Origin of the sequence: Paenibacillus foliorum (genome assembly GCF_013141765.1) — a bacterium.
Taxonomy (GTDB): Bacteria; Bacillota; Bacilli; order Paenibacillales; family NBRC-103111; genus Paenibacillus_S; species Paenibacillus_S foliorum.
The window spans coordinates 42921-55992 of record NZ_WHOD01000135.1; the positions used below are offsets into that span (position 1 = coordinate 42921).

Below are 13072 nucleotides of genomic sequence, written 5' to 3' on the forward strand. Positions count from 1 at the left end.
CCTAACCAATAGCCAGCCTTGCTATCCGCGAAGCTTTAAGTAAACAAAACATCCGTATAATAATAATAAGGTCCCGGTGTTTTCGTATTTTTGACAGCAACGGGCAGTACATACAGCTCCAGAGGTTCTTCCCCCTTCATCACTTCGATCTCAAGCAGATGCTCCCCGGCAGGCAATTTGATCTCCACCAGCTTCGAGGGTATTGCGCGGTGAAAGGCAGGCATGCAGTCCGTTTCATTGTCGTCATTGATAATCAATTTTCCGTTTAAATAGGCTTTTACCGGGCTAGCTGTTGCCGTGATTAATCGAATTTGCTTAGCTTCGGGATTGTACAGCGTAGTCGACGCCCGATACAAGCCCGCATCGGATGTCTGTAACACATCGGCAAAGTCGATTCGATTTCCAGGTATGATTGCCTCTTGCCATCCGTTGTTCTCAGGACCGTTTAATTTCCAATGCGATGCGCTGACCAAATAGAATGGTACGGTTTCTGAATTCCAGAAATGATTATCATGATTGCGTACAACCTCAAGTTGCAGCGGGTAATAAGCTTTCATTTCCCCATTCGCCGTTACTTGCAGGGTCCATGATATTTCTTGATTCGGCTTAAGGTCAAGCTTTTCTTCCGTAAGCCCACTCCAACCTTCAGGCACAGTAAGCCTCAGCAGTCCCTCCCATGCTTCCGTCGAGCGGTTGATTAAGGTTACTGCGATATCCTTGCTCTGTCCCTTCCCTATAGAAGGACCTTGATTCCCGTAATCTATGATCAGTTCAAGCCCAATGTTGTTTTTCGTGCCCTTCGGCAATAAATACCGATTCGATTGAAAGCTGTATGTCCAAAGCCAACGCGGGTCATAAAATTCAAGCAGCTCAGGCTGTAGCTCTGTTGTCGATTTCTCTTGCCCGAATTCTATAGGAATATTCCATACCGCAGCTACTTCCTTACCTATTGTAAGAGTTCGTGTAGTTAGCTCATCGAGCGTTTGCGGAATCGGGAATCCTTTGATCGGTGCGTTGACAGCGATTCGGTCGCCCACCGGCTTTAACCACCGCTCAGGCAGATTCTCAGGTCCAAGAATAATACCAAGAATAGCTCCAAGTGTCGCTGCTGTACAATCAGTGTCATATCCACAATTAACCGCTTTCAGTATAGCATCACCGAAATCTTCCCCATACAGCCAGCCTAACAAGGTGAAAGCGATATTCTGGGGCGCATCTGTAAAATTGGGGTGTCCATGATGCTCTAAGATGAGCTCCCTAGCCTCTGTCCAAGTTCTCCCTTCCTTATGCCACTCCAGCAAAGCGTTCACCGCTTTCGCAGTGCGACTCTCATCTGGGATGTAGGTTAAACCGATTTGAATGAGCTGGTCACGGTCTGACTCAAAAAAGGCTGCGCTCTCAATGGCCGCAAAAAACATTTCTCCGTATACACCTTCGCCCCCGGCATGATCGACAATAGCATCCTGATACGCATAATAAGCGGCTACACCCGGACAGCCTGGAGCAATCATCGCCCATATCTCCGAGCGGATAGGCGAACCCATGCAATCTGCAAAAGGATTGTTAAACCAACCCGCTACAGGAGGGATGAGTCCTCTGCGTAAATTGGCCAGCCCATAACCGTATTCATCAAACGGGAAAAATACATGCTCCATCCATTCTTGACCCAGTTCTGTAGCAGTCAGGCGGGCACCGTATTGTTCCAGTGCATGCAGCCAAACGATTTGCAGATCCAAATCATCATTTGGCAGCGGCCCTTCAGACAATTGAGGATAATAAGTCAAATCGAGCAGTTCCATCCTTCCCTCAACAGGGTAGCCCAATGTACCGCCTATATTTTTCCCTAACCACCCACCGTAAATCTTTCGGTAATATTCTTTCTCGTTTAGCTTGCTGATTCCCATCCTTCATCCTCCATAGCATCTGATTTGTTTACCCAACACCAATTTACCAATTTGGATAAAGAAAGAACATTGACGATCTTAAGATTATAAATTCTTTTATCCTTGACTTGTTAAGGTGTTAACATAGCCTCATGACAAAAGGAATTCATCTATGCTACTATGAAGTCACTTTTCGACAGGGGAGATCAGGGTGATACAATGAAATATTACGCAGCCTCACGCTTGTCCGTATTCGATGTCAAATGGACCAAGCAATATTATGTGAACGAATCATTTTATACCTATCACTACAATCCCTATTATCAATTGATCATGGTTTCGGAAGGACCTGTCTATTTACAGGTGGAGAACGAGAAATTCATTCTCGAAGCTGGAGAAACCTTCTTGTTGAATCCATGGGAACGCCATTTGGGATGGAGAAAACCCGAAGGGGCCTCCGCTTTTTTCTGGGTTCAATTTTCTTCCGATCCGCCGTTTAAGGAATTAGATACCTCGACAAAACCGATAAGCGAGTACGAAATTTTACATGCCGAAAAAAACGAATTGAGAACAACAACAACAAGCGATGCGGATCAACTGCTGATTCCACGACGCTTTAAGCCCAGTCAACGATTCAAAATCCTCAATCTCTACGAAGATCTGGATAAAGAAATGAAGCACCCGGTAGGCTACTTCCGTTTCCGGCTAACCCAGCATCTCTGCAAAATACTCGAAATCATTTCAACAGACCTGCTCGAACAAAATTTCCAGACGATAACTCTACCGGGTTCCTACAATATATATCGGCAGCTGTTAAGCTTTTTCCATGACTTCTACCAGACCGACCTGACCAAGGAAGTCATTGAAAAGAAAATGAATCGAAGCTACGAGCATATAAGCCAAGTTTTTAAAAAGCACTCTGGGATGAACATCGTCCATTACATTCATCAACTGCGCATCCAGAGAGCCAAGCATTTGCTGGTCGAGAGCAGTCTCTCTATAAAAGAAATTGCACGTGAAATCGGGATTGAGGATGCCTTTTACTTCAGTAAAATATTTAAACAGCTCGAGAATATCCCGCCCTCCAAGTACAGGGAAAATAATTTAAGGCAGCGGTAAAAAAAAACACGCAACCTGAACGGTCCGTGAGTTTAATCCTCTTTATATTGGCTGCTAATACATAAATTTTAAGGCTCTCTAATTTATTCCTAGGGAGCCTTTGTTGTTATATATTTTTGATTCCTTTACAAATCATCTGAGTTGGTATCCTGCAATTTATAAGCAGGAAAAGATCGATAACCAAATTCCAATATGTCTTGGCACATATCACAAATGTCACCTTCCCATGCCGGTTCCTTAGCTTCCTGGCAACACAAACCACATACTTGTGTATTGTTCATTGATGTCTCCTCCCTGCACAAGTTGTATTTGCTTGCAGGCCAACCGTGCTCATAATTTCCAATCAAGGTATATCTCGCCCCTCTACAGCCATTACTAGTTTTTACGTTTATTGTCGTACTATTAACTATGATTATGTCATTCTAATAATGCGTTTTTACGTAATTTATAATACAATATTTTTAATTGGTATATAATACTTAACTGAATATTGTCTATATTATTCATTTTGTTCATGCTTTTCAATTACTGGACCAACTGAATCAGTGCCTGGCTGCTGCTGGGTGGCTAATGTATCTGACCATGTTTTTCTTGCTCTTATACATCCGTTCCGGCCTGCCAACAATTGAATTCGACTTCTCCAAAAAAGATAAGACCCTACTTTTTGCGGCTAAGTAAAATGGTTATTGATATCTTCGGATAAATTTTGTATAGTTGAAGTGTAATGCAAATGTTTTTCGTATATTTTAATTTAAAAAGAAAATAATTTTCATTTTAAGAGGAGTTATATGTCGGGAATACTAACAGCTATCCGGGAACAGCTCGAAACCATGAATCGCAAGGAAAAAGAAATTGCTGCTTATATTCTTGAACAATCGCAGCATGTCACGCAAATGGGCATTACCGAATTGGCGCAGCAATCAGGCAGCAGTACGGCGACGATATCGCGATTCTGCAAGCAATTTCACTTTTCCGGATATACGGAGTTTAAGGTAAAGCTGGCCGCAGAGCTCGCGCAGCAGCCTATGGAGCAATCGTATCAGGATATTGTCGCAGGCAACTCGCTCTCCAAGATTGTGGAAGCTATGGAAGCCAATCATGTGCGGTCCATTACGGATACAACCCGCCTTCTCGATATGAAGCAGCTTGAAAAGGCTGTAGATGTGCTAAAGCATGCTCGGCAAATTGATATCTATGGTGTAGCAACTTCCGGGCTTGTGGCTCAGGATTTTTATCAAAAGCTCATTCGAATCGGTAAACGTGCCGTTACTTTTTCCGACCCGCATATGGCCGTTACTTCTGCATCCAATTTAACTTCCGATGATGTTGCAATCGGTATTTCTTATTCCGGTGAAACCTCCGAAACCATCGCAGCACTGAAATGTGCAGCCGAGAATGGAGCAGCTACGATATCGCTTACTAAATTCGGCAGCAACAAGCTGGCTTCACTTGCCGATATTGCCTTATTCACCTCCACATTGGAGGAAGGAATGCGCCGCGGAGATATGGCTTCACGAATCGCTCAGCTGCATGTCATTGATATTTTATTCGTCGGTTTAATTAGCGACCAATTTCATGACTTAGTTCCGCGGCTGGAAAATTCATTCCAGATGGTCAAAAAATACCGATAAGCCTACACTTTCGATGCCAGTTTTTCTGGCGAAAAAAAGGAGCACAACCAACTATGAATCTTTTAACCTTTGACACCCATACTAAACTTCATGAATCAGGAGCAGGCATCATCACAGGTCTGGTCCAAACAAACCCTCGAGCAGTACTTGGTCTCGCTACAGGCGGTACACCCGTCGGCATCTACGAAGAAATTGTCAAAAGCTACCAGCGTGGAGTCGTGCATTTTCGGGATACAACCACCTTCAATTTGGACGAATATGTCGGATTGCCTGAAGACCACGCAGAAAGCTATCGCAACTATATGAATACGCATTTGTTCAATCATATTGATCTCCCCCGGGCTCAAGCACATATACCGGATGGAAATGCAGTGGATGCCCAAGCCGAATGCGCTCACTACAATATGCTGTTGGAGCAAGCCGGCCAAATCGATCTGCAGCTGCTCGGTCTTGGTCATAATGGGCATATCGGCTTCAACGAACCTGATCATGCGTTAATTAGCGGTACACATGTTGTTGAGCTTCGCGAAGAAACACGTAAGGCGAATGCACGCTTTTTTGATTCAATGGAACAGGTGCCAAGCCATGCTTTGACGATGGGTGTGGGTACCATTTTGAAGGCCAAAATGATCTTGCTTGTTGTTAAAGGAGCAGACAAGGCGGAGATCGTTCACCGCGCGCTGACAGGACCGATTACGACTGACTGCCCTGCCTCTCTGCTGCAAACCCATCCGCATCTGGTCGTACTTATGGATTCCGAAGCTGGGAGGTTATTTCAATGAGCGGGATAAGGGCGGTGTATCTCTATAATGTGAATGTGGTTACGCCTGATGGTGTGATTGAAAACGGATGGATCCACTTTGCTGAAGGTCTTATTGAGGAAATTGGAAGCGGCAGCAGTTTCGATGATAGTAAACACAGAACGGGAACGACTGATGAACAAGCTGAAGTAATTGATGGACGTAAGGGTTGGGTATTACCCGGATTTATTGATGTCCATGTGCATGGCGGTTACGGATATGATTTCATGGATGCCGACAGCGCAGGCCTTGATGCTATTACTCGGTTTCATGCTCAGCATGGAACAGCTACTATGCTGGCGACAACGGTTACGGCATCGAAGTCCGATATCGATCAGGTATTGGATCGAGTCAGTCAGTACAGAGAAACGGACATGCCCTATGCCCAACTGAATGGCGTTCACCTCGAAGGCCCCTTTATAAGCGCCAAGTGGCCTGGGGCACAAAATCCACAGCATATTACAGAACCTCAGCTAGCTTGGCTGGAGGATTGGACACAGCGCTTTCCGGAACTAGTACGTATGCAGACACTAGCCCCTGAAACCGAAGGTGCACTTCCCTATATCGAAGCGCTGACAAGTAAAGGCATAGTCGCCGCGCTTGGTCATACAGATGCTACATACGAGCAGGTCCAGCTCGCTGTGCAGCATGGACTGAGCCACGCCGTGCACTCCTTCAACGCGATGCGCGGGCTACACCATCGTGAGCCTGGCACTGTCGGCGCAGTGATGAGCAATCCCGCCATCATGGCGGAGATCATCGCCGATGGCCATCATGTGCATCCCGTCTGTATAAGCCTGCTCGCCAAGGTTAAAGGACCGGATAACCTCGTGCTCATCACCGACGCTATGTCAGCGGCTGGCCTTGGCAACGGTGACTATCAGCTCGGCGACCTCGATGTTGTCGTCCAAGACGGTGTTGCCCGACTCAAAGAAGGCGACAGTCTGGCAGGCAGCACCCTGACCATGATCGAAGCGTTCCGCTATGCCGTACAGAAGGCTGGCCTCAGTGTGGAGCATGCTAGCCGCATGGCTAGCGGCAACCCAGCACGCCGACTTGGCATCGATCAGATCACTGGAGCTTTGCATCCAGGCAAGCAAGCCGATATCTTGCTGCTGAATGAGCAGTTGGAACTGGAACGCGTCTGGATCCAAGGACGAGTTATTCTTTAAGCCAGAATCCTGCCAGACAGTTTGTCAGTCCATAACTTTCAACATAAAAAAGCTTGGCCATTAGGCCAAGCTTTCTTTCTCTAACCACTCCACAGCATCGCCAAAATGATCATGGCTCTGCTGTAAAGCTTCCAACGCTTTCGCTTTTCCGATGCCGAATCGAATCATCAGAATCGCCAATCGCGCATCGCCATCAGCCTGCTCAACATGAGCCGCGGCCGTTACCTGATCGGCTCCGGTAGCGTCCTGCACGATGCGCACGACACGGTCGCGCAGCTTCAAGTTCGTCGCCTGCACGTTCACCATCAGGTTCCCGTACACTTTACCGAGCTTGATCATCGCCGTTGTCGTGATCATGTTCAACACCATCTTCGTTGCCGTACCGGCCTTTAACCGGGTCGACCCGGTTACGACTTCCGGCCCTACCGGCACCTCAATCGCATACTGCGCCGCCTCGCTCAATCTCGCGCCTTGATTGCAAGACACGCCCGCTGTCAGCGCGCCTATCTCCCGTGCCCGGCGAATCGCGCCGATCACGTACGGCGTGTTGCCGCTGGCGGCTATGCCAACTACCGCATCGGCGGCTGTAATGATCGCCTCGATGTCTCTTGCTCCCGCGTCTGCATCATCCTCGGCGTTTTCAATCGCCGTCATAATCGCCGCTTCGCCGCCTGCAATGATACCGGTCACCAGCTCCCGGTTCACCCCAAAGGTCGGGGGGCACTCCGATGCATCCAGTATCCCTAATCTGCCGCTTGTACCCGCCCCTATATAAAAGAGCCTCCCGCCGCGTTTCATCCTCTCAACGATTCCGCCCACAGCCGCGCCAATATCCGGCAGCGCTTGCTGTACCGAAATCGCAACCGATTGATCTTCCGCATTCATAATTCGAATGATTTCCGGGACGCTAAGCTTATCCAAATTTGCCGTTTGCTCATTACTTTGCTCTGTAATGGGTTGACTTGTGTTGTGTTTCACTTAGTTTCCCTCCTTGTCTCCCATGCCACAATCCTCTGTTTTACCGTATCCGTAATCTCTATATCCGCCTGCTTAAGCGCAAGCACGTAACACCCTGCTACCGGTGGTATGTTCAATCGACTTACTACTAACTCGCTTTTTTGAATATACTCATGCTGTTGAATCAACGACATAAACCAATCGTCCGAAAACAATCCGCCACTCAAAACAAGTGAAAGTCCTGCTAGTGCTGCTTGAGGCTGCAGCTCAGACAATCGTGATTTTGCAGTAACAGCTAATTCCACTAATTGCTCTACCGCTTCAACGATAATGCCGACTGCTACCTCATCACCCGCCTTTGCCGCTCTAACAGCTAGCTTCGAAATATCGGCGACACCGGTGCGCACATTCGACTGACTGTACACATGTGTAACAATCCGGTTTGGATCTGATAAAGACCACTCATCTAAGACAAGCTCCGTTAAAGCTGTCCATTTGCCGCGCCCATCATGCTGCTTCATAACAGCTATCAATGCTTTTTGTCCGATAGCAAAGCCGCTGCCTTCATCACCTAGTAAATAACCCCAACCCCCTACCCGTACATAAGTATCCGTTTCAGGTAAATAGCCATATCCGATAGAGCCCGTACCAGAAATCAACACAATTCCTGCCTCACCCCATGCCCCCGCAGCTAAAGCTGTAATCGCATCATTTTGAATAGTTACAGGAACTTTCGTTTTGAACTTATCTTCGAAAAAGTCAACAAACTGCTGCTTATCCTCGGGCCGATCTGCCCCTGCTAAACCAAGGAACACACCAACCAGTTGAGATTCATTACTATTGGACAATTCAAGAGCTCGCTCTATGAGCGTCCACAGCGTGTTCTTCACTTCATCCCAAGGTCGTGACTTGATATTGCTCGATTCCCCATGGCACATCGCCAAAACATTCCCGCAGCCATCACCGATGATGCAAGTCGTCTTCGTACCGCCACCATCAACACCTATAAACCTTTGCTGGCTTAGCGCCTCCTGCTCTTGCTCCTGCTCTTGCTGTTGCTGTTGCCCCTGCTTATGCACTTGCTCCAGTTCCCGCTCTTGCTCTAACCCCGGCCCAACACCGCTTCCTTCTACTTTATGTTCACTCCTACTTAACGGCACCGGCGGTCATCCCTTCCATAAATTGTCTGGACGCCACTGCGAACAAAATAATCATGGGAAGCGAGGACAGCGTCAAGCCTGCGAACAGCACGCTCCAATCCGTCGAATACTCACTGAACAAAGTAAGCATCCCGACTGGAATAGTCTTCCTCGCCTCATCCTGAATAAAAATCAAAGGAAAGAAAAAGTCATTCCACACCGTTATAAAATTCATAATCATTACCGTTCCAAGCGCCGGACGCATCAAAGGAGTAATAATACTAAGCAGTACCCTCAGATCCGAGCAGCCATCGATTTTGGCGGCCTCTTCTAATTCTTTAGGCAGCGTACGGAAAAATCCAGTCAAAATCAACACGGACATCGGAATCCCGATCGCCACATACACCAGAATCAAGGACAGGCTTGAATTCAATACACCAAAGCTTTTCATCAGCATAAACAACGGCACAATCCCCAGCTTGATAGGAATCATCATCCCCAGCAGAAAGAAAAAGAACAATGCGGAATTCCATTTAAAGTTATACCTTGCGATATAAAACGATGCCAATGCGCCAAAAACAAGAATAAGTGCCACCGAAATTACGCTAACCAGTACACTGTTACCAAAATAATCGAAATACGGCAGTTGATCCAAGAGCTTACGGTACGCGGCCAAACTCCATATTTTCGGAAAGGACATCGGATTTTTAAAAATCTCAATATTCGTTTTCAGTGATGACAGCAGCATTAGAAAAATCGGGTAGAGGCTGACCACCGCGAACAAATATGCGATAACATATTGTCCTATGCGCATTCCCTTATGTTCTCTCACAAGCAATCCTCTCCCTTCTAATACTCCATATCCCGTTTTTTCACAAACGTCATAAACATCGCGGATAATGCCGCAATAATGAAGAACAACGTAACCGCCAACGCCGAGCCTAATCCGATCTGCACACCATCACCGCTGGATCCTCCGAATGCAGTCCGGTAGAAAAATACGGCCAACGTGTCTGTAGCATGATACGGCTCCCCTTGCGAACCCTGCATAGCATAAATCAATTCAAAAGCCTCAAAAGCATGAACAAACGTAAACACTGTAATGATAATTATTGACTGCACCATCATTGGCATAATAATCGAGCGGATCATACGAAAGCCCCTTACACCATCCATCCGTGCCGCTTCAATCACTTCCTGGGAAATCGATTGCAAGCCTGCAAGAAGGATCAATACCGAGAATCCGATCCCAAACCAGCAGTTCGCCAAAATAATCGCCGTCAACGCCGTAGCCGGTTCACCCAGCCATGGACGCGCCCATTCTTCGAGCCCTACTTGTTTCAGTATCACATTTACCGCACCGAAGTTCGGATTAAGCATCAACTTCCATAAAAAGCCTACAACAATAACGGACAACAGCCTCGGTAAAAAATAAGCCATTTTAAACAATTCCGCACCCTTCACCTTTGAAAAAATAACATATGCCAAGATAAAGGCAATGCCATTTTGTACAATCATTTCCAGTATGAAGTAGTACCAATTATGCCAGAATGCATTCCAAAACAGCTCATTGAACGGCTCCGTCGTGAACAGCTTTACGAAGTTGCCTATGCCGATAAAAGCGCCCTTCTGCAATCCCTTCCAATCAAACAAGCTGTAACTGAATGCCGCAAGTATAGGATATACGATAAATAACGTATAAACGGCGAGGGCAGGAAACGGAAACAGATGAATGAACCCTTTTCTCCAATTGAACTTTTTCTGCTTGTTGTTGGATGCATGGATCTGCACATTAATCTCATTCATTACGCCTCGCCGCCTTTTTCTAAGCTAATTCCGCTTTATTTTGCTGCTGCCGGTTTAAACCAGGTGTCAGCGCTCTTTTGAACTTCATCTGCTACCTGCTCTGGTGTCTGTTTACCTAAATACATGCCTTGCATGGATGTTTCCAAAGTGACTTTTGTAGTCGGGTTGCCTGCACTAAAATGAACTACAAACATGTATGGAGTAGAAATGCTATTAGCAAATTTTGCAATTTTCGTTACCATCGGATCATTAGACTCAATACCAGGAATTGTACTAGGCTTTTTCAGTTCATTTGCAACCAGTGTTCCGAACTCTTTAGTCGTCATGAACTCGACAAATTTCAATGCTTCCTTCTTATTAGCTGATTTGGAATTGACCGAGAAAGAACCATCGACCCATGTCGTTACAGAGGCTTTGTCTGCCGCAGCCGTAGGAATCGGGAACAGATCCATATCCAGATCCGGGTTCATCTTTTTCATTACAGCTATTTCCCAATCCCCCATCACCATCATACCCGCCTGCTCAGTTACGAACAGATTACGCATGTCATCCATAGAAAGACCTACATAGTTATCTGGAAAATATTTCGTCAACCCCTGCATCATTTTTAGAGAATCTATGAATTCTTTGCTTTTAAAATTGGTTTGACCTGTGGTCACCTTTTTCACGAAGTCGTTGCCCCCGTAACTCGCAGGTCCAAGCGCGCCGTGAGTCATAGAAATAATCCAGCCCTCCTTGGAACCAAAAGCAAACGGAGCAATTTTATTTTGCTTCAATGTATCTGCCGCTTTTATTAGCTCATCCCATGTTTTGGGCTCTTGAATGTTGAATTTTTTGAACAGCTTCTTGTTATAAAAGATTTGCGTGGAGCTGAACACCGTCGGCACACCGTAGACCTTACCGTCTTTACCTGTAGCCGCAGACAATGTTTCCTTGGATAAAACGTCCATGCCTTTTATTGAATCTAAAGGCTCAAGATAGCCTGCATCCGCCAAAGCAATACCAGCCGCATAAGGACGAAGATGAATAATATCGGGACCGCCACCAGTTTGAAGAGCCGTGTTTAACACTGTATTGTACTCGGTGTTTTTAGTCGGTTTGAAGTCGATTTCGACGTTTGGATTTTTCTTTTGGTATTCCTTAATGATTTTCTCGTAAGCTTCCTTGTCCTCGGTTCTCCAGCTGCCCATTGTCAGCTTCACCTTTTGCTGCGGCTGCTCTGCTACTTTGGTGTCCTTAGGCGCCGGTGCTGGTGCTGTCCCTTGTGGGCTCGGTTGCTCAGTCTTACTACAGCCTGCTATTACCATACTCATTGCTACTGCCGATACCAGAGAAAGTTGAACCATACGTTTCATACTCGTTGACCCTCCTTAGAGTTTTGTCAGCCTAAACTGACCTTGTAAGCGCTTGCTATTTAGCTATTATATTTAACCTCATAATTGAGGAATAAATAGCGGTTCAGGAGGCAAGTGATCATGCCTTGCATCCCGATCAATTAAACAACCTTATCACCATTTCGTTTGGAGCCCTTAACTGCATTGCGGGTTCTATCCAAAGCCATAATGCTTTCATCATAAGTTCGGCTGGCAATTCCCACATACAAAATATCAATAACATTCAGCTGGGCTATCCGCGAGGCCATCGCTCCACTTCTTATACTTTGCTCCAATGAGCTTGTAAACAGCCTAATGTCAGCAGCTTCCTCAACCGGATTGCTTCCAAATTTCGTTAGCGATATGACAGTTGCTCCACTTTCTTTGGCAATTTTGAGCGTTTGAATGATATTTTCCGTTTGTCCTGAATAAGAGATACCAAATGCTACATCCTCATCTGTCATGTTCGCTGCAAGAGTCGCTTGGGAGTCAAAGTCAGGCGCCGCTTCGCACCATCTGTTGATGCGGGACAGCTTTTGCTTGAAATCCTGTGCAATAACCGAGGAAGCGCCGACTCCGAATACGTACACTCTTCTAGCCTTGCTTAGGCAATCGATAGCTTTTTCAACATCTTGTTCCGACAGCACCGACATAGTATCTTGAATCGATAAAATATTGTTATGTGAAACCGATTGAATTAAAGCAGGTATCGAACCATCAATTTGAATTTCTTGATATGATTTCGTTATGTTGTGAGAGGATTTAGCCAGATCGCCTGCGATTCGCAGCTTAAGCTCTTGAAATCCCTTCAGATGAAGCGATCTCGCTAACCGAACAATTGTCGCTTCACTAACTCCAGCTAGCTCTGACAGCTTCTGCACCGATGCATTCATCACCATTTCCGGATGCTCCAGTATATACTGTGCTACCTTGCGTTCTGTCGGCTTTAAGCTTTGGAGCGACTCCTTGATGCTGACGAGTCCACCATTAATCATACAAAACCCACTTTCTCTCTCTTATAGCTGATTTACTTTATCTTCATAATCTCATTATAAAATAATATTTCATTTTGTAAATACATTTATGAAATTTTATTTCTAGATGACTTGTCCTAATTATGCTGTTGGATAAATTAATTAATTTCCATGCACGCAAAAAAGCAGCCGATCTAAATAGATCGGCTGCTTTTTTG

At 45.9% G+C, this 13072-nt stretch carries 12 protein-coding genes; 4 read left to right on the top strand and 8 right to left on the bottom strand.

Going from position 1 to position 13072, the window contains the following annotated elements:
* Positions 1–35: 35 nt before the first annotated feature.
* Positions 36–1904: an ADP-ribosylglycohydrolase family protein gene (locus GC093_RS35350; RefSeq protein WP_171656657.1), complete on the bottom strand. Its 1869-nt coding sequence runs from the start codon at positions 1902–1904 to the stop codon at positions 36–38.
* A gap of 198 nt (positions 1905–2102) precedes the next feature.
* Between GC093_RS35350 and GC093_RS35355 the strand changes: the two genes are divergently transcribed.
* A complete protein-coding gene (locus GC093_RS35355) occupies positions 2103–3002 on the top strand; it encodes an AraC family transcriptional regulator (protein ID WP_171656658.1) in 900 nt (299 codons plus the stop codon).
* Positions 3003–3127: 125 nt separating this feature from the next.
* Here GC093_RS35355 and GC093_RS35360 read toward each other — a convergent pair whose 3' ends face one another.
* Positions 3128–3283 carry a hypothetical protein gene (locus tag GC093_RS35360; protein ID WP_171656659.1) on the bottom strand — a complete coding sequence of 52 codons (156 nt, stop codon included), beginning with the start codon at positions 3281–3283 and terminating at the stop codon, positions 3128–3130.
* 507 nt (positions 3284–3790) lie between these two features.
* Here GC093_RS35360 and GC093_RS35365 point away from each other — a divergent pair.
* Genes GC093_RS35365 through nagA form a run of 3 tightly spaced genes read left to right on the top strand, consistent with a single transcriptional unit; the run spans position 3791 to position 6605 of the window.
* Positions 3791–4633, top strand: a complete 843-nt coding sequence (locus GC093_RS35365; RefSeq protein ID WP_171656660.1) for a MurR/RpiR family transcriptional regulator — start codon at positions 3791–3793, stop codon at positions 4631–4633.
* Positions 4634–4686: 53 nt separating this feature from the next.
* On the top strand, positions 4687–5415 hold the full coding sequence (gene nagB / locus GC093_RS35370; protein WP_171656661.1) for a glucosamine-6-phosphate deaminase: 729 nt from the start codon (positions 4687–4689) through the stop codon (positions 5413–5415).
* Positions 5412–6605: an N-acetylglucosamine-6-phosphate deacetylase gene (nagA, locus tag GC093_RS35375; RefSeq protein ID WP_171656662.1), complete on the top strand. Its 1194-nt coding sequence runs from the start codon at positions 5412–5414 to the stop codon at positions 6603–6605. The genes nagB and nagA overlap by 4 nt, the downstream gene beginning before the upstream one ends.
* A gap of 60 nt (positions 6606–6665) precedes the next feature.
* Here nagA and murQ read toward each other — a convergent pair whose 3' ends face one another.
* The 6 genes from murQ to GC093_RS35405 form a co-directional block, all read right to left on the bottom strand.
* Positions 6666–7583 (bottom strand): N-acetylmuramic acid 6-phosphate etherase, encoded by a 918-nt coding sequence (murQ, locus tag GC093_RS35380; protein WP_171656663.1) that lies wholly within the window; start codon positions 7581–7583, stop codon positions 6666–6668.
* Positions 7580–8722, bottom strand: a complete 1143-nt coding sequence (locus GC093_RS35385; protein WP_171656664.1) for an N-acetylglucosamine kinase — start codon at positions 8720–8722, stop codon at positions 7580–7582. The genes murQ and GC093_RS35385 overlap by 4 nt, the downstream gene beginning before the upstream one ends.
* Positions 8709–9515, bottom strand: a complete 807-nt coding sequence (locus GC093_RS35390; RefSeq protein ID WP_171656665.1) for a carbohydrate ABC transporter permease — start codon at positions 9513–9515, stop codon at positions 8709–8711. Before GC093_RS35390 ends, GC093_RS35385 begins: the two co-directional genes overlap by 14 nt.
* A 35-nt stretch (positions 9516–9550) precedes the next feature.
* A complete protein-coding gene (locus GC093_RS35395) occupies positions 9551–10507 on the bottom strand; it encodes a carbohydrate ABC transporter permease (RefSeq protein WP_171656666.1) in 957 nt (318 codons plus the stop codon).
* A 35-nt stretch (positions 10508–10542) separates the two neighbouring features.
* Positions 10543–11862, bottom strand: a complete 1320-nt coding sequence (locus GC093_RS35400; protein ID WP_171656667.1) for an ABC transporter substrate-binding protein — start codon at positions 11860–11862, stop codon at positions 10543–10545.
* Positions 11863–12002: 140 nt separating this feature from the next.
* Positions 12003–12875 (bottom strand): MurR/RpiR family transcriptional regulator, encoded by an 873-nt coding sequence (locus GC093_RS35405; RefSeq protein ID WP_171656668.1) that lies wholly within the window; start codon positions 12873–12875, stop codon positions 12003–12005.
* Positions 12876–13072 lie beyond the last annotated feature (197 nt).